Source organism: Microbacterium sp. MPKO10 (assembly GCF_026107415.2).
In the GTDB taxonomy this organism is placed as follows: Bacteria; Actinomycetota; Actinomycetes; order Actinomycetales; family Microbacteriaceae; genus Paramicrobacterium.
The window spans coordinates 600,545-619,089 of sequence record NZ_JAPCHX010000001.1 but is presented as its reverse complement, the minus strand read 5'-3'; the positions used below and the strand labels follow the sequence as shown (position 1 = coordinate 619,089).

16 protein-coding genes and 1 pseudogene are annotated in these 18,545 nt (G+C 64.4%); 8 read left to right on the top strand and 9 right to left on the bottom strand.

The annotated features are described in order from the left end of the window. Window positions 1-10: 10 nt before the first annotated feature. The gene (locus OK352_RS02945) at window positions 11-1,252 is read left to right on the top strand and encodes an MFS transporter (RefSeq protein ID WP_265139894.1); all 1,242 of its coding nucleotides are present in this window, start codon (window positions 11-13) and stop codon (window positions 1,250-1,252) included. Between the two features lie 16 nt (window positions 1,253-1,268). Here OK352_RS02945 and OK352_RS02940 read toward each other — a convergent pair whose 3' ends face one another. From OK352_RS02940 to OK352_RS02925, 4 genes are all read right to left on the bottom strand, one after another. Continuing rightward, window positions 1,269-2,354, bottom strand: a complete 1,086-nt coding sequence (locus OK352_RS02940) for an ABC transporter permease (protein ID WP_265139893.1) — start codon at window positions 2,352-2,354, stop codon at window positions 1,269-1,271. After that, window positions 2,351-3,328 (bottom strand): ABC transporter ATP-binding protein, encoded by a 978-nt coding sequence (locus OK352_RS02935; protein WP_265140271.1) that lies wholly within the window; start codon window positions 3,326-3,328, stop codon window positions 2,351-2,353. The genes OK352_RS02940 and OK352_RS02935 overlap by 4 nt, the downstream gene beginning before the upstream one ends. A gap of 246 nt (window positions 3,329-3,574) precedes the next feature. Beyond that, the gene (locus tag OK352_RS02930; RefSeq protein ID WP_265139892.1) at window positions 3,575-4,411 is read right to left on the bottom strand and encodes a MerR family transcriptional regulator; all 837 of its coding nucleotides are present in this window, start codon (window positions 4,409-4,411) and stop codon (window positions 3,575-3,577) included. A 90-nt stretch (window positions 4,412-4,501) separates the two neighbouring features. Beyond that, the gene (locus OK352_RS02925) at window positions 4,502-5,158 is read right to left on the bottom strand and encodes a VOC family protein (RefSeq protein WP_265139891.1); all 657 of its coding nucleotides are present in this window, start codon (window positions 5,156-5,158) and stop codon (window positions 4,502-4,504) included. A gap of 273 nt (window positions 5,159-5,431) precedes the next feature. Here OK352_RS02925 and OK352_RS02920 point away from each other — a divergent pair, with 273 nt between their 5' ends. Both OK352_RS02920 and OK352_RS02915 read left to right on the top strand, forming a co-directional pair. Beyond that, on the top strand, window positions 5,432-5,881 hold the full coding sequence (locus OK352_RS02920) for an NUDIX hydrolase (RefSeq protein WP_265139890.1): 450 nt from the start codon (window positions 5,432-5,434) through the stop codon (window positions 5,879-5,881). A 110-nt stretch (window positions 5,882-5,991) separates the two neighbouring features. Beyond that, the gene (locus tag OK352_RS02915; protein WP_265139889.1) at window positions 5,992-7,941 is read left to right on the top strand and encodes an HNH endonuclease signature motif containing protein; all 1,950 of its coding nucleotides are present in this window, start codon (window positions 5,992-5,994) and stop codon (window positions 7,939-7,941) included. 509 nt (window positions 7,942-8,450) lie between these two features. On the opposite strand, the gene OK352_RS02910 is transcribed toward OK352_RS02915, so the two are convergent. The 3 genes from OK352_RS02910 to OK352_RS02900 all read right to left on the bottom strand — a co-directional run bounded on the left by OK352_RS02910 (window position 8,451) and on the right by OK352_RS02900 (window position 10,818). Then, window positions 8,451-8,891, bottom strand: a complete 441-nt coding sequence (locus OK352_RS02910; protein ID WP_265139888.1) for a DUF2871 family protein — start codon at window positions 8,889-8,891, stop codon at window positions 8,451-8,453. Between the two features lie 112 nt (window positions 8,892-9,003). After that, window positions 9,004-9,135, bottom strand: coding sequence for a putative transporter small subunit (locus tag OK352_RS02905; protein WP_265139887.1), 132 nt, complete (start codon window positions 9,133-9,135; stop codon window positions 9,004-9,006). A gap of 9 nt (window positions 9,136-9,144) precedes the next feature. Next, entirely contained in the window at window positions 9,145-10,818 is a 1,674-nt protein-coding gene (locus OK352_RS02900) for a sodium:solute symporter family protein (protein WP_265140269.1), read from the bottom strand. 580 nt (window positions 10,819-11,398) lie between these two features. Between OK352_RS02900 and putP the strand changes: the two genes are divergently transcribed. The 5 genes from putP (at window position 11,399) to OK352_RS02875 (ending at window position 16,883) form a co-directional block, all read left to right on the top strand. Further along, a complete protein-coding gene (gene putP, locus OK352_RS02895; protein ID WP_265139886.1) occupies window positions 11,399-12,961 on the top strand; it encodes a sodium/proline symporter PutP in 1,563 nt (520 codons plus the stop codon). A gap of 96 nt (window positions 12,962-13,057) precedes the next feature. After that, the gene (locus tag OK352_RS02890; protein ID WP_265139885.1) at window positions 13,058-14,092 is read left to right on the top strand and encodes an alpha/beta hydrolase; all 1,035 of its coding nucleotides are present in this window, start codon (window positions 13,058-13,060) and stop codon (window positions 14,090-14,092) included. Next, window positions 14,092-15,132, top strand: a complete 1,041-nt coding sequence (locus OK352_RS02885) for a hypothetical protein (RefSeq protein WP_265139884.1) — start codon at window positions 14,092-14,094, stop codon at window positions 15,130-15,132. The genes OK352_RS02890 and OK352_RS02885 overlap by 1 nt, the downstream gene beginning before the upstream one ends. Before the next feature lie 25 nt (window positions 15,133-15,157). After that, window positions 15,158-16,081 carry a putative protein N(5)-glutamine methyltransferase gene (locus OK352_RS02880; RefSeq protein WP_265139883.1) on the top strand — a complete coding sequence of 308 codons (924 nt, stop codon included), beginning with the start codon at window positions 15,158-15,160 and terminating at the stop codon, window positions 16,079-16,081. A gap of 301 nt (window positions 16,082-16,382) precedes the next feature. After that, entirely contained in the window at window positions 16,383-16,883 is a 501-nt protein-coding gene (locus OK352_RS02875; protein ID WP_265139882.1) for a DinB family protein, read from the top strand. Window positions 16,884-16,978: 95 nt separating this feature from the next. Here OK352_RS02875 and OK352_RS02870 read toward each other — a convergent pair. Together OK352_RS02870 and OK352_RS02865 are read right to left on the bottom strand one after the other, a co-directional pair. Beyond that, window positions 16,979-17,179: pseudogene (locus tag OK352_RS02870) on the bottom strand (hypothetical protein); the annotation flags it as partial. A gap of 154 nt (window positions 17,180-17,333) precedes the next feature. Further along, a complete protein-coding gene (locus OK352_RS02865; RefSeq protein ID WP_265139881.1) occupies window positions 17,334-18,521 on the bottom strand; it encodes a DUF2804 domain-containing protein in 1,188 nt (395 codons plus the stop codon). Window positions 18,522-18,545: the final 24 nt, after the last annotated feature.

Here is an 18,545-nt window from a genome sequence, read left to right as displayed (position 1 = left end):
TACGGCTGGTATGGGCTCAGAGCAGATGCCGCTGCGTCGAAATCGACAGTTTCAGAGGCTTGTCGTCGCCAAGGTGTCGAACGAGCTGTCGTCGGCGATGGGGACTGTCGCCCTTCCGCTTGTCGTGCTCCTCTCGACCGAATCAGCGACGCTCGCTGGTGCGGCACTGTTCTGCTCGTCCGCCGCGCTCGTCGTGATGCAGGTCATTGGCGGTGCGATCACTGACCGGCTGCGTGCCGACCGCACTCTGCGACTGTCGTCGCTCGTTCAGGCGTGCGGCTGGGCGCTCGTGCTCGTAGCCACCCTCACCCCAGACCTTCTCGTGCCGCTTGTGCTTGTCGGGGCGACCGTTGCCGGTGCCGCTTCGGGGTTGGACGGCCCCAGCGAGTTCGCCCTGTTAAAGGCCCTCGTGCCTCAGGAGCAGTTCGGGCGCGCCACGGCGGTGGGGCAGGGGCGCGAAGCCGCGGCAGGCTTGGCCGGCGGCCCTGTCGCAGGGGCGCTTGTTGCCGCAGCATCTTTCGTCCCGTTTGCGATCCAGACGATGCTTCACCTGCTGGCGACGATCGTGACTCCTCGGCGTCCGGCACAGGAGCGCGAGCATCGAAACGCGACGTTCCTCGGCGACGTCATCGAGGGGTTTCGGATCGTCATTCGCGATTCGGGGCTGCGCGGGATCGCCATCGTCACCGGAATCGCGAACTTCCCGGTTGTCGCACTGCCGCTCACGCTCATCGCGTATTACCAAGACACCGGCGTGAGCCCGCTGTTGATCGGCATCTTCTCGAGTGCGTTTGGTGTGGGGATGCTGTGTGGAGCCGCCCTCGCCGGCCCGCTGTCGTCTCGCTTTCGGCTCGGAGCGCTGGGTATCTTCGGCATTGGCGTCTTCGCGATGGGGCAGGTCGCCATCGTCGTCACGCACGCCTCCTTCTGGGTGACCTGCGCCGTGCTCGTTCTTGCGGCGCTGCCGCTTCCGTCGTTCAATGCTGCGGTCGGTGCCTATACGACGGCGATCACTCCCGAGCACCTCGTGGGGCGCATTGTCGCGGCAACAGGGGTGCCGGGAATGATCCTCATGCCTGTCGGGTCGCTCGCTGCGGGGGTGCTTTACGACCGATTCGGCGCTGTGGTGCCACTCGCAGTGTCAGCGACAACCGCGGGCCTCGCGGCAGTCACGATGTGGATGACCCGCTCTCTGCGGACGATTCCACGCATCGATGAGCTTGAGGAAGGCGTGTTCGAGCAGCGTTGCTGACCTAAACAGTGCGCGCTCAGGCGACGCGGCTGCCCGTCGGGAGGCGCTTCGCCGGTGTTCGTGTGCGCGCGATCGCCCACCACAGGGCACCCGCGGCGACAAGAACGTGGATGCCGAGGCCGACGAACCAGCTCGGCACCGCGGCATCGTGCACCTCCTCGGGCGTCGGCTGATCGGCGAGATATGTCGCCCCGGGTGCGCCGCCATTGCAGATATCGCGGACGCTGTCGAGGACGGGCGGCGTCTGCAGAGAGCGAACGCCACTCGACAACGCGCTGAACAGGTTTGTCGGTGTGCCGTGTGTGTCGAAGCCTCCGGGCGCAGCATCCGCGATCACGACATACGGGTTCGCCGCGAGAATTCCCCAGTAGTAGTCGAAGCGTGGCACGTCATACGTGTGTGTTCGGGGCTCTTGGCAGACGGGATCGATCGGCTCGCCCGTCGCATCGTCGTACTCGTCGGCCTCGAACCCGATGTACGTCTCGGTCGCCGTCGACGTCGTCACCGATCCCAAGAGCCCAAACGCGATGAGCGTCCCCACGCTGAGGGCGGCGACCACGAGATAGCTGAGCACAATCGAGAACAGCGGGCGCGTGACGATAGCCGACAGGGCCACGCCGATCGCCGCGAGAACGCCCAGCTCAGCTGCCAGCACGAGGAACGAGACGACGACGGTGCCGACATCGAGGTTGCCGAGCACGAACGCGACGATGACGAACGGCAGGCTCGCGACGAGAAAAGCGAGCGAGGCGATCCAGGCGGCAACGAACTTGCCCAGCACGATCTGCGTCGTGGACACGAGTGTCACCTGCGTGGTCGCGAGTGTTCCAGCATCCCTCTCGCCGTTGACGGCATTGCCGCTGAGCGCCGGTGTCGCGAGCGTGCCGAGCAGCAGCACGAAGTAGATGATCAGCGAGTACAGCCACCCGCCGGCGCCATCGGCTCCGTCGGTTGACCAGGTGTGCGTCGTGAACCACAGCAGCAGCGTGACAATGGCGACGAGTGCGACGAAGACGCCGATCAGCACGTACCAGGCGACACCGCGCACACGCTGACGAAGTTCAAGACCGATGATGAGGCCGAGGCCGCGGAAGAGGTTCACTGTGCTGCTCCCTCGGGGCCGGGTTCAGGATGCTGGTCAGCTGCGCTGTTCTTCGTGAGGTCGAGGAAGGTGTGCTCGAAGTCGCCGACCGCGGGCGCGAACGATGTGACCGCGGTGCCGGCGGCGACGAGCGCGGACAGGAGCTGGGCGGCGTCGGCGTCGCCCGTGACGCTCACGAGGGTTCCGCGGTTGTCTGTGGCGATGTTCTCGGGTGCGACGCCGATCTGCTGCAGCGCCGTCGCGAGCGGAGCGTCGCCCAGCGCGCGAATACGCCACTGTCGCGTTGTGGTCGCCGCGTGGGTCAGGGCGTCGCTCGACGCCGTGAGCCCGGCGGACATGTAGACGGCAGCATCCGAGATTACTTCGAGCTCGGCGAGCTCGTGGCTGGAGATGAGGATGGTCGCCCCGTCATCGGCGATGCGGCGCAGCAGGGCGCGCAACTCGGTGCGCGCTGCCGGGTCGAGGCCCGAGGCGGGTTCGTCGAGAAGGAGAACGCGCGGGGAATGCACGAGCGCGCGAGCGAGGCTGAGGCGCTGCTTCTGCCCCCGTGAGAGCACGCGGGCCGGCCGGTCGGCGAGGTGGGTGAGCCCGACCGTGGCGAGAAGTTCAGAGGCGCGACGGCGGGCTGCCTGCACGTCGAGGTTATACATGCGGCCGATCGTGGTGAGTGCGGTGCGTGGGCTCAGTGACGACCAGGTTCCGAGTGTGTCCGGCATCCACCCGATGAGAGCGCGCACGGCGACGGGGTCGGCGACCGGGTCGATTCCGGCAATGCGGATGCTGCCCGCATCCGGCCGCAGCAGGGTTGCGAGCATCAGCAGAAGGGTGGTCTTGCCCGCGCCGTTCGGGCCGACAAGACCGGTAATGCTGCCTGAGCGTGCCGTGAAGCTTGCCTGGCGAACAGCGTGCACGCTGCCGAAGGATCGCGCGACGCCGTCGACGACGACTCCGTCGGCAGGCGGCGAATCGGTCATCGACTCGGTCACGGGGATCCTTCCTCTGGGGCGCGAAGACTCTGCGGGCGAAGACTCTGCGGGGCAAAGGCTCAGTGTTCCGCAACTCGGTGCGTTGCGCCGCATTGCCGTGCGATGCGCCGCGGCGTTTGCCTGCGCGTCTTTCGCGGACTCTGAGTCAGCGTATCGTGGCCTCGACGCAGGGCGGGGTGCTCCAGCATCCGGTCCCAGGTGATTCTCGGACCTGGGCTCGCCTCGTCGACAGGCTCATTCCCACGTGGCCGTCTCGGGGTCAATGCCATGCGCTCGGGCGTTCGCATCGATCGCGTCACGCAGCCAGACGGCGAGGCCCGGCGCCGCACCGTCGAAGTGTGCGCGGAAACCCGGATCATTGGCGTACATGTGCCCGATGCACACCTGCATCGAGATCGTGCACTCGAAGTATCGATTCATCGATTCTCTGTGCGCATCGACAAGGGCGTTTGCCTCTGAGCTGCCTGCGAGAACGCCGCGAGCACACGCTGAGGCGAGCGTTGCGTCGAGCGCGTGTGTCTGTTCTGCGATCTGCTCCCAGTCGGTCAGGTCGCGGCCGACGGCACGCTCGGCATACTGCGTCCATTGCTTGCTGTCTCCCCACTTCTCGCGAGCCTGGCGCGTCCAGTCCGGGTTCCAGTCGTCGCCGAAGATCCGTATTTGCTCGTCGGCGGTCAGGGGGAGTCCGGCGTCGATCACCTCGATCATGCGGTCGAGTGCATGGCGCATGCGCTGCAGCTCGCTGATGCGTTCGTCAAGCTGGTTGCGTTGATCGCGCAGGGTCTGGGCTGTGGGCGCTGCCCCGGAATCGAGCACCTCGCGAATTCTTTCGAGGGGCAGGCCGAGTTCGCGATAGATCAGAGCGCGGTGTATGCGAGCGGCGTCGGCGGCGGTGTACAGACGGTATCCGGCGGGCGAACGTTCGCTCGCGCTCACCAGACCCACGGCCTCCCAGTGGTGCAGCGTGCGCACCGTCACACCGGTCCGCCGCGCGACGGCACCGATGGTCAGGCCCTCGCGCTGCTCATCGTCGCCCTGCACGGCGTGGTCGTTGTCAGTGTGTCTGCTCACAGCATCCGGTCTCGTGTGTGTCACTTCTCTGGGCGGAACCCCGGAGCCATCGTGTGGCGTTCTTCTCACAGCATCCAGTCTTACTCGTTCTTACCCGTTCGCACCCGCGTCCGGAATAAGGTACCCCTCGGATGCCAACTGGGATGCTTCCCTGCTGGCTGGCTCGACACCGCGGGCTGCCGTGACGATCACGCGTGTGTTCTCCGGTGTGCGCACCTCGAGGTCCACGGTTGGCCAGGGCATGGCGCGCGGCCCGGTGGTGCAGCCCGGGGCGAGCTCTTCGCAAGCCTCTGAAATCCCGTCGAGTTCGCTCAGCACGCACGAGAAACTCACGGTCATCGCGGGCGTTCCAGCAGCGGGTTCGCCGGCGACGAGAAGCGCGTCTTGAAACGCCCAGCGGCGCATATGCGAGAGCTGGCCGTGGAGGGAGAACAGGTCGATGAAGCCAAGCCCGCGAGTCCAGAAATCGACGGATGCTGTCAGATCAGCCGTCGGAATCGTGACGAACATGGGCATGCCGTAGATGCCGCGATACACCTCGGGAGGTGTGGCATCAGGACCTGGCTCCGGCACAGGGCTGATCTCGAATGCGCTGTAGAAGGGCGCGGATTCGTTGTTGTCGGTTTCGGTGCCGGTCCCAGTCCCAGTCCCAGTCCCGGTTCCGGTTCCGGTTCCGGTTCCAGTTCCAGTTCCAGTTCCAGTTCCAGTTCCAGTGTTGTTGTCGGTGGCGTCAGTGGCGTTGGTCATAGGCACAATCGTGAACCCTGACGCCGCGTCACGGTCAAGGCACGATCTTCGCAGAGAGATCGAACGGCTCTGCATCGAACGCGGGACAGATAGGGCTGACGAGAATAACTCGAAGAGATATACGAATAAATTGAAACGTTGGGATGCCCTCGGGGCTGGGTAGAGGTGAGGGTGAGAGCGAGATTCGTCCGAAGGTGATGTGGACGTGCGTCACGGGCTCAGCGAGCTGCCGCAGCAGTCGTCATGATTGCCCAGTCGGAATACCATGATCGAATGTCGATCGATCGAAGCTACATCCGGGTCAAGGCCATGCTCATCGCTCCTAATGGCGAGGGGACAGCTCACGCGGTCAGTCTCAATGCACCGACGGCGGAGAATCCGGGCGGATTCCATCGGCTCATCGGCGGAAGCGTCGAGTTTGGCGAGACACACAGAGCTGCTGTTGAGCGTGAGGTGAGCGAAGAACTCTCGGCCACGATTCGTGATCTGCGGTACCTCGGTGTGGTGGAGAACATCTTTCAGATCGACGGCGAAGCCGGCCACGAAATTGTCTTCGTGTATACCGGCCGTCTTGATCCCGAGCCGGCGGCCATGGATGCGACCCTCACTGAGAGCGACGGTTCGGTTGTTCCCGTCGTCTGGCGCCCGTTCGACGACAGCGGCGAGCGGCTTCCCCTTTACCCAGCCGAGGTAATGGGCCTGCTGGCGGCAGTGGTCGAATAAAAACAGAGTCTCCGCGGGTCGAGGTGGTTTCGCGACCAGAATGCGACCAGAAAAGGAAAAATTTCTCATAAATACTCGAACAAAGCTTCGAAACTTGCTACAATTGAGGCATGGAAAACGAGGATGCTGCACCTGAGGGCGACAAGCCCGACGATGCCCCTCTTTTTCATGCACGAGGGCGCTCTGCGGGGGCTGACCGCTTGAGCCTGTCGAGCCTTGCGCTCGAAGAAGTGGCGCGTATCGATCGCGACATCGCCCGGGCGCAGGAGCGCCGCACGGCAGTCCTCGACGCTGCACGGAAGCTCGCCGAGTCAGCAGCCGAGGTCGTCGTTCTCGATTCTGAGTCGAAAACACCTGCACGGGTCGACGAGCTCGGATTTCGGGCATTCGTCGCCGAGGCGGCCGTCATGATGCGCGTTCCCGAGTCGACGATGCGCACACAGATTGAAGAGGCGACCACGCTGCAGCGCGATCTTCCGCAGACGCGAGCGGCGCTCGCCGTCGGTGATATTTCGCACCATCACGCACGTCGCATTGTTGATCAGTCGTGGTCACTGCCGCGTGATGCGGCCGCTGGTTTCGAAGCAGCGGTTGTGCCACGTGCAAAGACGCAGACCCCGGCTCAGTTCTCGCGAACTGCGCGCGTCACGCGTGAAAAAATGCACCCCGAGTCGATTGTGGTTCGCCGGAAGAGGGCTGAAGACGGCCGGAATGTCACCTATCAGCCGCTGCACGATGGCATGGCGTCCGTCGAGCTCGTTCACACAGCAGATGTTGCGACGGCCATCTACAACGCCACGATGGAGACAGCGAGAGGGTTGCAGGCGGCCGGTGAAACACGCTCTCTACCCCAGATCGCGGCGGACGTGTTCGCCGATGCCACGGTGTCGGGATTCATCGACCCGCGGCCGGGCGTCGATACTCCGCCACTCACTCCTGAAGCGCCGTCGAACGACGAGCAGCAAGACGAGGGTGGGCCGAATGAGGCGAATGGTGCTCGTGAGTCCATCACGGTGATGCGAGGCATCGATGCCGTCCGCATGCGAGGCTCAGTCTTCTACACGCGTCCTCCCCGAAGGCGGAATGAGATCTCAGCGTGGCGGCGTGAGCAGCGGAAGCGTCACCGAAAGCAACGTCGTTCCGAAGGTCTACCGGTTTCGGTCGACCCCGATAACGGTTCGTTGAGCCAGGGCACAGCCGCTGAAGAGGTAACGTTCGACCGTGCCCTCAGGCTTGCTGTCGCTGAGAGACGACGCGCCGGCGGAGTTGAGCTGGACACGAACGAATCGATTGCTGAGGTGCTGCTTCACGATGTCGTGACATCCGCCAGAGCTCACGTTCGTGCATGTCGTGTCGATGTATTCGCCGGACGCGGCCTCCGCTCTGCGCTTGGAGTCGGTGACCGTCGTCGTTCCATCCGCCCGACGGTGCTGGTTACCGTACCTGTGCTCAGTCTTCTGGATCAGACAAGTGACGCTGCGAACCTTGACGGCTATGGCCCGATCGATCCCGAGATGGCGAAGGCGCTCGCTGCCAACGCGCCGTCGTTTTCGAGGCTGCTCACTCACCCCGAGACCGGAGCTGTTATGTCGGTTGGGCGCGACAGCTACCGTGTTCCTGCCGACCTTGCGCGTGCGCTCCACGTGCGTGACAGCACGTGTCGATTTCCCGGGTGCAACCGCAAGGCAGTGTGGTGCGACATCGACCATACGGAAGACTGGCAATACGGCGGCGAGACGAAGATCTCGAACCTCGCGTATTTCTGTCGAAAACACCACACGCTCAAACACAGCACCCTATGGAGTGCTGAGCAAGATGCTGAAGGGCGCCTGACGTGGACCAGCCCGATGGGCAATACGTTCGTGACCGAGCCTGACGTTGCGCTCGCCCGACAACGCACCGGGCCCTCTGATGATGGGCTGCCGTCCGGCGACGACCGTCCGCGTGAAGACCCTCCGCGTGACGGCCCAACTCGAGACGGCTCTCCTTCTCCTGAATCACATCGTGAGGAATCGTTGGAGGCGAGTCCCGAATACGAGGACGACGACCCGCCGTTCTGACGGTCGGAGCGTCCGACAGCTCGTACGCATTGGATAGTCTGTGCGCATTGGACGACTCACGAGTGACGGAATCGTCGGTCAGAACCCGCGTAACTGAAATGCCTGCCGGTACCCGTTTAACAGAATTGCCGGTCGGAATCCGTGTCACGGAACTGTTGGGCCGAGCTGTTGGTGCGCATTGGATTAGTACGCATCGGATTGGCGCGCATTGGAATTGCTCGTGTGTCAGGCCGTCCGAGCGCCCAGACCTCCCCTGGGCTTGGTGTCCCTCGGCCGAGCACCGTTGTGCATCGAACCTCCCCAGGACGCCTCGGCAGCGAACGACCCCTGGGCACCTCGACATCGAACCTCCCCTGGGCACCCCGGCATCGAACGTCGCTAGGGCACCTGTGCATCGCACGTCCCCTGGCCACCGGTGCATTGAAACTCGCCAGGGCACTCGGCGAACGGTGCCGCTGTGCGGCGACGCCCTTCCCGGTCACGTCGCCACCGATCAGCTACGCTACGGCTCAGCTGTGCTGCAGTTCAGCGTCGTGCTTGGCATCCTTCCGCATGAGGATGCGAGAACCTAACGACCCAAAGAGCAGTCCGAACCCGATGGTCAGAATCACATGGCCCATCCCCGCGACGCCCGCAATCGCTGCTCCCGCGTCGCCGCCCGTCAGCGTCACGACGCCGTTCACCAGCATCCCGCTCGTCGAAATGATGAGCCCTGCACTGTAGACCGCGAAGAACCAGCCGAACAGCGGGCTCGCTGAGAGCGTGAAGACCTTCTCGAGCACGAGCACGATGAGAAAGACGAGAGCGCCGAGCGCGAGCAGGTGCGTGTGCACCACGCTGAGCTGCGAATCGGCCGTGGTCCCGAGCTCCTTCGTGAACTCCCGGTAAAAGAGTCCCGAGGCGAGACCCAGAAAAGTGGATGCTGCGGCGGCCCAGAACAAACGCTTCATGATGCTCCTCAACGTGTGCGATACCCCCACTCTCGCAAGCGAAAGCGCCGCCGTCATCGAGCGAAAGTTTGAGTTCGTCGATGACGGCGGCGCCGTCGAAGTGCGAGTCTCGCTAGATCAGGCGGCGGCCTTCACGGCGAGCCTCCCGCCACTCGCGAAAGAACGCACTGGCGATGTAGTACAGAACTCCGGCGACGATGAGCGGCCAGATCAAAACGTAGATGGTGAGCAGAACGATGTCCATGAGGGCTCCTTAGCGTCGCGCCGTGTCGGCGGATTCGTCGTCGGAATCGGGGGCAGTACCTGAAGCGTCGGCGTCGTGCCCGTCATCGGCGACCGGGGTCACCGTGTCGAGCATCTCCGCCGCCGGATCCTCCGGATCGAAGTCGCCCGTGCGCACCTTGATGAGATCGAAGTCGAAGTTCATCGAGCTGCGGAACGAGAGAAGCACGCAGACGATCGTGCTCACCGAGTATGCAACGAGCGATCCCGAGAGCACAGCGTAGTTGTGCAGGAACCCGATGCCGAAGGGGGCGGATGCCGCGATCGCGACAATCGCCACGATGAACGCCGTCTTCTTGCCGAAGAACCCGAACGCCATGAGCCCGAGCACGATGCCGATGCCGATGACAGACAGGATGTCGAAGAGGATGCCCGTGACCCCCGCCATCGAGATCCATTCGAAGCGCACGGGAATGAACACGACCAGCGCCGTGATCACGGCCACCGAGAATGCGAGGTTCGTCACCTTCTTCCAGTAGAAGCTCGCGATCACGGGGAAGACGAGAGCGCCCCACAGTGCGCCGACGAACACGAGCAGGTCGAGGATGTTCATCTGCCCGCTGGCGAAGTACAGCGCGGCACCCGTCGCGACGATCATGGTGATGCGGCCGACGAGCAGCATCGTCTTGGGGTTCGCCTTCTTCTTGCCCGCGACATTCTGACCGTAGACGTCGGCCATCATGATCGACGACAGCGCGGCGAGATCGGAATCTGCGGTTGAGGCGAGCGATCCGATGATCATGACGAAGAACAGGCAGAGCAGAACCGGCCCGAGGAACGTCGCCGCGATCTGCGGGATCAGGTTGTTCGGGTCGCCGCCGAGGGGCTCGATGCCCAAATACAGGGCCATGACCCCCAGCATCCCGATACCGATGATGGTCGCTCCGTAACCGACGGTCGCCGTCACGAAGGTCTTCTTAATGAGATCCTCGCGGACGGCGAAGAGACGCTGCGCGATCGTCTGGTTGCCGATCGCGTACGCAAGAACCGCGGCAATGTAGGGCGCGCCCTGGTTGAGGAAGGCGTCGGAGGAGAAGAAGTTGCCCTGCTGCGGGGTGAGGTTCTTCGCGCCCTCGACGAACATCGATGGGCCGCCGGCGAGGAAGAACACGGCAGGGATGATGATGACCACGGCGCCGAGCATCGCGAGTACTTGGGCGAAGTCCGTCAGCACAGAGGCGCGGAACCCGGACCACAGGGTGTAGAGCAGCACGCCCGCGGCGATGATCAGAATGCCCTGCCCGAATGAGAAGGGAGAGAGCATTGAGACGAGCGCACCGCCGGCGATGAAGTTGGAGGTCAGACTGATGAGGCTGCCAAGCACGTTCGACCCCGCGAGCATGAGCTGACTCGAGCGTCCGTGGCGGGCGTGCATGACCTCGGCCATGGTGTGTGCGCGCGGGGCGACGGCACGAATGCGGCGACCGAACGGGTAGATCAGCAGGATCATGAGGGCGCCCCAGAGTCCGTAGTGGATGGGGCCCGAGATGCCGTAGGTGTAACCGGACGTCGCCGAGGCGTACATCGAGGAGGCCCAGATCCAGGTAGCCGTCATTGACGCCGCTGAGATGCCGAAGCCGATCTTGTTGCCCGCCGTCATGTACCCATCGGCGTTTTCCTTCTTGCGGCTGATCGCTACTGACATGACGAGTGTGCCGCCGAAGAAGAGGATCAGGAGGCCGATTGTCAGCGACCCTCCGAGCTGATTGATGTCCAGGTCATCCACGTGTCGTGTCATTCCTTCCGCTGCGGTGCCGGGACCGCACTGAGTTCTGTGCTTGCCCATGGGCGAGCAGCATTGATCATCCGTCGTTGACGGAGGGATTCGCATTCCGGCGTCGCGAATCAGCACGACCCGAGTGTCAGAGCGGGTGTGCGCTGCGCGGCTCAGCAGTCTGCTCACGCCACCCGGCTGGTGACGGCATCCGACTGCGAACCCACGCGCCTCGGCAACCATAGCAAACCTGGAAATCGCTTGCTAATTGACGGAGAGTTTCGTGAATTCTCAGGTTCTCGCTAGGCTAATGTGTTGCGTGTGAAGAGGCCCGACGTTATCGAGCACCTGATGACGGCGAGATTCTGACACGCGCGCGCCGCCACCACACCACGAGACTTGCGTCGAAAACGTGGAGATGACACCCATTTGAGGGCCCGCACTCGGGAATTCCTCTGGCATAGTGGAGACATCCTCACATTGGCGTGAGGTGCACAACCCGAGGAGCAATATGTCGGATCAAGTGTTCCAGACAATCGCCATCATTCTCTATTTCGCGGGAATGCTCACTATCGGCTGGTTCGCGTATCGCAAGACCAGGAACAATCTCGACGAGTACATGCTCGCTGGCCGAGGCTTGAAACCGGGGGTCGCGGCGCTGAGCGCCGGCGCCTCGGATATGTCCGGCTGGCTGCTCATGGGCCTGCCGGGGGCGATCTACATTTCTGGCCTTGTCGAGGCCTGGATCGCGATCGGTCTCACGATCGGAGCGTGGCTGAACTGGAAGTTCGTCGCACCGCGTCTGCGCGCGTACACGGAAGTCGCGGGAAACTCGATTACGATCCCGAGCTTCCTCGAACACCGCCTGCGAGACAATTCTCGTGCACTGCGGATCGTCTGCGGTGTCATCATCCTGGTGTTCTTCACCTTCTACGTCTCGAGCGGAATGGTCGCTGCCGGCAAGTTCTTCGAGTCGAGCTTCGGCGTCAACTACGTCTGGGGCATGCTCCTCGTCGCCGTGATCACCATGATCTACACGTTGTTCGGCGGGTTCCTCGGTGCGACACTCACCGACGTCGCGCAGGGGGTGCTGATGCTGGCGGCGCTGATCGCCGTTCCGATTGTCGCCGTGATCAACGCCGGCGGTCCGTCAACCGTTGTTAACACCATCGTCGACATCGACCCGAACCTGCTTAACCTCGTGTCGGGCGGAACCGCGCTCGGGATCATCTCCGCCGCAGCCTGGGGCCTCGGGTACTTCGGTCAGCCGCACATCATCGTCCGGTTCATGGCGCTGAAGAGCCCTCAAGACGCCACAGCTGGTCGCCGGATCGGCATCGGCTGGATGATCCTCACGGTTCTCGGCTCCATTGCCACAGCGCTGATTGGTATTTCGTACTACCACAACACCGGAGGGGCACCGACGGACGCGAAATCGGGCGAGACTGTATTCCTCGATCTCGCGCAGGTTCTGTTCCACCCGTTCATCGCGGGACTGGTGCTGGCTGCGGTGCTTGCGGCGATCATGTCAACGATCTCCTCCCAGCTCGTCGTCACGTCATCCGCTCTTGTCGAGGACCTCTACAAGATGGTCGCCGAGAAGACCGGTGGTGTGAACCGCATCAAGGAGAAGACCTACGTGACATTCGGACGCCTCGGCGTTCTCGTCGTCGCCATCATCGCCGTGCTGCTCGCGCTCAACCCCTCCAAGAGCATTCTCGACCTCGTCGGGTTCGCGTGGGCAGGATTCGGCTCAGCATTCGGCCCGGTCATCCTGCTGGCGCTGTTCTGGAAGAAGCTCAGCAACTGGGGTGCGCTCTCCGGCCTGATTACGGGCGCTGTTGTGGCGTACCTGTGGGGTCAGTTCGGAGCCACCTGGTTCGGCGCTGAGTCGTGGGTCGCGCAGACCTACGAGATCATCCCGGGCTTCATCGCGAACCTCGTCGTTGCGATTGTCGTCAGCCTGATGACCTTCAAGCAGAATGATGCGATCACGCAGGAGTTCAGCCGGACGGCAGAGATCTCGATGCCGAAGTACCACGCACCGGCTGAGACCACCACGACGGAGGGCTAAGCCAACGCACGACACAGCATGAAGCGGGGCAGGAATCTTCCTGCCCCGCTTCATTACGCTGAAACTGGGGTCAGTCTCACCCGTTAGGCTCTGCCCGTGAGCTCATCAGACGTGCGCCGAGGGCGCCAGCACATCAGACGCCAGGTTCTGCTCGGCGTCGGTGCCCTCTTCGTTGTGATCGCGTTGGCATTCTCTGTCAGTCCGGTGCCTTCGGCGATGTTCATCCGCTGGACGTTCGAAGGCGGCGCGGCAGCCACGGTTGCCGAGATGGAGCGGAACCAGCCGGAGCTCGCGATCGATTCCCAACGTGATCTCAGCTATGCACCGAGCGACAGCGACGCCACTCTCGACGTGTTCCTGCCGTCGTCAGCGACTGAGCCGCCCCCGGTCGTCGTCTGGATACACGGTGGTGCCTGGATCTCGGGGAGCAAAGACGATGTCGCACCCTATCTTGAGATGATCGCGAATGACGGTTACGCAGCGATCGGTGTCGACTACACGCCCGGCCCTGAGGCCTCATACCCCACGGCCTTCGAGCAGCTGAACAACGCGCTGGGATACATCGAGGCCCACGCCGATGAACTCGGCGTCGATGCCGACCGCATCGTGCTTGCGGGCGACTCCGCGGGCGCACAGCTGGCGAGCCAGCTGGCCGTACTTGTCACGAACCCGCACTACGCGCACTTCACCGGCATCGAGCCCGCGATCGAAGCATCGCAGCTTGATGCGGTGATCCTGCACTGCGGCGTCTACGACCTCGACGCTATGGCGGATCTCACCGGGCTCGACGCGTGGGGCCTGAAAACGGCGCTCTGGGCATATACGGGCACAAAGCGCTGGTCAGAGATGGCAGCGGGCTCTCTGATGTCCACCCAGCAGTGGGTGACCGAAGACTTTCCCGACACGTTCATCTCCGGCGGCAACGGCGACGGCCTCGCCTGGATTCAGTCGCTGCCGATGTCGCAGACGCTGCGTGATGAAGGCGTGAGCGTCACCGAGCTCTTCTTTCAGGCCGACCACGAGCCGGCGCTGCCGCACGAGTACCAGTTCCACCTCGACCTCGACGATGCGAAGGCGACGTACGACACGACGATCGCCTTTCTCGATCGGATCACGGTGGAAGGCCGTTGATGCGCCGATTCGATACCGCGTGGCTGCGGTACCGGCCGAGCGGTGCCGAGCGGCGTGCGTTTCGGCGTGATGCGCTCGCGAGGGGTGTGCCTCGCACCGATCCTGCGGCTCCGAGTCTGCGCGGCGGGTGCACGGTTCTGCTCATCGTGCCGTTCGCGCTTCTGATGGTGCTGTTCACGATTGCGGGGTTCAGCATCGATGGTGTCTCGGGCACCACGATCGGGCTCACGATCGTCACGCTCTTCATGCTGTTGGGCACCGTGCTCATCGTCGGGCGCGTGCGGTTTCCGCGATCGGGGCGACGCCTGTGGCGTGAGCGGCTGATCCTCGCGCGCTTCGCCCAGGCAAACGGCAGTACGTACACGCCCGTTGCCGATACTCGGCCCGACGCACCGGGGCTTCTGCTCGGCATGAGCGATCGCATCTACGACGTCATCGCCACGGGCTCTGCACCGCAGATCGTGATCGGCAATCTCGCCTACAAGCAGGAGACCAGCCGCGGTGGCGCCATCGATCACCGCTGGGGTTTCATCTCGGTTCAGCTCGAGCGCAGCTTCCCGCACACCATCCTCGATTCGACGACGAACAACGGGCTGAGCGGTCAGGCGTTTCCGAATCCGTACGTCAGCGGCGCGATCCAGCTCGAGGGCGACTTTCCGAAGCACTTCAAGCTGCTGTGCCCCGTCGGGTATAACGCAGACGTGCGCTACCTGCTGACACCAGATCTCATGGTCGACCTCATCGACTCGGGGTCGGCATTCGACGTCGAGATCGTCGACGATCGCATCATCTTCTACAAGCCGCTCGGTCTCGCGTTGGCGAACGAACGGGAGTGGATGGTGATCAACCGGCTGCTTCAGCGTGTCGCCGCAGATATGGCGCGGCGCGCCGGTCGGTACAGCGACGATCGCACGCTCGACGGAAGCGTCGCACCTCAGGGCGTGCGCATGCAGCGTGTCAATCTGCTGCCGTGGCTGATCGGAACATTCGTCGTTCTCGCGGTGGGCTGGATCATCGGCCTGGTGGTGCAGCTCACGTGATGGTGCTCTCGGTGGTGATGCCCTCGTGACGGCCCAGAGTGTCGGTGGCCAGAACGTTGGTGGGCAGAGTTTTGATGGACAGGGCGATGGTGGCCAGAGTTTTGATGGACAAGGCTCTGGTAGCCAAGATGCCAGTGAGCAGAATGCTGCTGGGCAGGATGCCAGTGGGCGGGATGCCGGTGAGCTGACGCTCCGCCTGCGGGCGGCCGGCTGCGTGTTCGCCGAAGACGAGGCTGCACTGTTTCTCGACGCCGCTCGCGACGAGCACGACCTCGAGCGCATGGTTCAGCGGCGCGTCGCGGGCGAAGCGCCCGAGCACATCGTGGGCTTCGCCGAGTTCTGCGGGCTGCGCATCGCCGTCGTTCCCGGAGTGTTCATTCCGCGGCAGCGTTCGGCGGCGCTCGTCGATCAGGCTGCGTTACTCTGCCGCGCCGACAGCGTCGTCGTCGATATGTGCTGCGGCTCCGGCGCCCTGGGCCGGGCCATCGCCGAGCGCGTTCCCGGCATCACTCTGCACGCCGCAGACTCCGACCCTCTCGCCGTCGCGTGTGCCGTGCGCAATCTCGCTGGAGTCGGCACTGCCTCCGCTGGGGATCTCACGGACGCTCTCCCCGATGCACTTCGAGGCCGCATCGATGTGATGGTCGCCAACGTGCCCTACGTGCCGAGCGCCGCCCTGCCCCTCATGCCGGCGGAGGCACGGGATCACGAACCGCGCGCGACGCACGACGGCGGTTCCGACGGGCTCGACGTCTTCCGCCGCCTCACCAGCGCGGCTGCCGAGTGGCTGGCGCCTGGCGGCAGCACCCTGAGTGAAATCAGTGACGGGCAGGTGGATGCTGCGCTCGCAGCGTGCTCCGCGGCGAACCTGCGCGGCCGCACGGTGTACGACGACGACCGCGAGACGACGATCGTGATCGGGACTCTCTCCGAGCAGCCCCGCCCTTAGGAGCCGTGCACGGTGAGGGTCTCGCGCGAAAGCGAAGTATCCTGCCCTGCGGAGTTCTGCACCGGCGTCCTGCACCGGCGTCCTGCACCGCGGCGTCCGGCCCTGTAATGCCTCACGCCCTGTTCGTCTGTACTTTGCGGTCTCGCTGTAACGCCGCGGCCATGCAGATAGACCGCAGAGTTCAGAAGCGCCGGCGGCTCCCGAGGGTGAATCCTGCCCAGAAGGCCAGGCCGATGGGGCCCAGCGCGATGAGCAAAATAGCCCCTGGTGCGAGGGTCGGCCCGCGTGTTACGTTCGGGCCATGACTCGACCGAGTGAGATCCTCGGCAGTGTGGTCGCTGCCAGCGAGCGCGAGCAGCTCGAGACGTTCCTGGATTACCTGCGCGACGCCGTCGTGCGCAAGGCCCGTGGGCTGTCGGAGGAGGACGCCCGGCGCAGCCCGGTGCCGACCGGCACCAACCTCGGCGGCCTGATCAAACACCTGCGGTGGGTGGAACTGGGCGGTTTCGCCGAGCAGATCGGGCAGATCCCCGCCGCGGAGCTGCCCACGCCGCCCTGGAACGACGCAGACCCGGAGGCCGACCTGCGGCTGGAGCCGAACGAGAAGCTCGACGATGTCATCGGTGCCTACCAGGCGGAGTGCGACCGCTCCCGCGAGATCGCCGCCCAGCACAGCCTCGACTATGCACCGCGGGGGCTGACGTTGCGGTGGGTGTACCTGCACGTGATCCTGGAGACCGGACGGCACGCGGGCCACGCCGACATCCTGCGCGAGACGATCGACGGCAGCGTCGGTGACTGACGGCTCGGGGCGCGTCGTCGGTCCGTGTTCCGGTCGTCGGAGGCGGCATTCCACTGGTATCGGCGGAGGCTGACCTCCACGTCCGTGGGCCGCTACCCGAACGGTTCATGCGTCAATCGCCGGACCACCGTGTCCCTGGCCGTGCCCTGGAATCCGCAGCGACGACACCAGCTGACGGGCTCGACAACACGCCACCGGAGAATCATCCGATCGGGTTCCAACCGCTGCCCGAGCACTTCGAGCCCGAGACCATAATCACCTTCATCATCTGGAGACCTCGACCCCGACCCGGCCACCGACGCGCCGACCGGACTACACCCTCAACTGCGACGATCGTGGTTTACATGCTTCTCGGCGTCACGCTCGCGCTCGGGGCGCTGCTCAGCGCCGCCGCCGTGCACACGCGACGTCGCATGCGAGGCCCCAACACGTGATGCGATCGCCGGTCGGTCACCAGCGGTTGTGCACCTTCTCGGCCCAGCCCTCGATGCCGGCGAACTCGGTGGCATCGCCGTCTGCGTCTCGAAACCAGCCGGAGTATGTGCCGAAGCACTGATCGGTGTGCGACTGCAGAACGCCCAGGTTCGTGCGCGTGACCTTGTCGTAGAACGGCTCGAACGTGAGATCGATGTCGTCGCCCGTGATGCGCCACGGCTGCAGGTAGTCGGCGGTGTCGTATTGCCACCGCAGCTCGTGACTGATCTTGTGCAGGCGCCCGTCGAGAACGAACGCATTCTCGGTCGACCCCGTTCCCACTGTCCACTGACCGCCGATCTGAATTCCGATCGCGTGGCCGTCGCATTCGCCCGAACCCGCACCCCAGTTCCAGCGCACGTTGTACGGCCAGCGCCCCCGCCCGTGATCGAGCACTGCCCAGGAGTGCCCGGCGGGAACGTCGTACGCGACATCGTCGATCCAGAGGGTTCCGGATGCCGGCCGCGCGACGTCTTTCACGGTGTACTGAAACCGCGTATCGCTCCAGGGCACCACGACACCGAGGCACTCGTGGCCCGGCGGAGTTTCGGCGGTCACATCGAATCGCACGCGCGGTGCCGAGGCGCGCAGCCGCGTGCCCGCGGCATCCATTCCTTGGGCCTCGGCCGCGCCCGGTGCGGAGTCTTCGACCGCGGCATCCTGATTCGAATCGGCTGCGCGCGTGCCGGGGGAAGCCGCGCGCGTGCCGGCGTTGTGGCTCGCGGCAGAACCGGACCCCGGCGGAGCAGCCTGGACTGCATCCGTGATCTCGATGCGCATCTCGCGTGTGCCCGCACGCGCCGGCCCGTCACCGAGACTCGCCGGCAGCTCGACTCCGCGGGCGAATGGCACAGTGGCGCCGTGGCCGATCGACTCCTCGGTCTCGCGGTCGAACACCCACACTTCGTGCACGCCGGCGTAGTCGATCGACGACACTGTGGCTGCCATGATGTGCGTTGGCGTCATGACGCACCAGTACTCCCAGCGCTTGTTGCGGCCCCACGAGCGCCGCCCGTCGATGCCGCTGGTGTCGAGAAGCGGCCGGCGCATCCACCCAACGGCCTCGTGATTGAGGCGGCCGCGCCCGTCGGTCAGCGGCGTGGGCGTGGTGATCTCGCGTTCGAGGCCGTCGCCGTGCCGCGCGCTCCCGTTCGCCTGGCTCACCGTGTGCTTCCGTCCTTTCGGATC

Bases quoted from the DNA above. Each gene is read 5' to 3' on its own strand.
- OK352_RS02945 (WP_265139894.1), top strand. From the start codon at position 11: ATGGGCTCAGAGCAGATGCCGCTGCGTCGAAATCGACAGTTTCAGAGG.
- OK352_RS02935 (WP_265140271.1), bottom strand. From the start codon at position 3,328: ATGACCGATTCGCCGCCTGCCGACGGAGTCGTCGTCGACGGCGTCGCG.
- OK352_RS02925 (WP_265139891.1), bottom strand. From the start codon at position 5,158: ATGACCAACGCCACTGACGCCACCGACAACAACACTGGAACTGGAACT.
- OK352_RS02920 (WP_265139890.1), top strand. From the start codon at position 5,432: ATGTCGATCGATCGAAGCTACATCCGGGTCAAGGCCATGCTCATCGCT.
- OK352_RS02915 (WP_265139889.1), top strand. From the start codon at position 5,992: ATGGAAAACGAGGATGCTGCACCTGAGGGCGACAAGCCCGACGATGCC.
- OK352_RS02910 (WP_265139888.1), bottom strand. From the start codon at position 8,891: ATGAAGCGTTTGTTCTGGGCCGCCGCAGCATCCACTTTTCTGGGTCTC.
- OK352_RS02905 (WP_265139887.1), bottom strand. From the start codon at position 9,135: ATGGACATCGTTCTGCTCACCATCTACGTTTTGATCTGGCCGCTCATC.
- OK352_RS02900 (WP_265140269.1), bottom strand. From the start codon at position 10,818: ATGTCAGTAGCGATCAGCCGCAAGAAGGAAAACGCCGATGGGTACATG.
- putP (WP_265139886.1), top strand. From the start codon at position 11,399: ATGTCGGATCAAGTGTTCCAGACAATCGCCATCATTCTCTATTTCGCG.
- OK352_RS02885 (WP_265139884.1), top strand. From the start codon at position 14,092: ATGCGCCGATTCGATACCGCGTGGCTGCGGTACCGGCCGAGCGGTGCC.
- OK352_RS02875 (WP_265139882.1), top strand. From the start codon at position 16,383: ATGACTCGACCGAGTGAGATCCTCGGCAGTGTGGTCGCTGCCAGCGAG.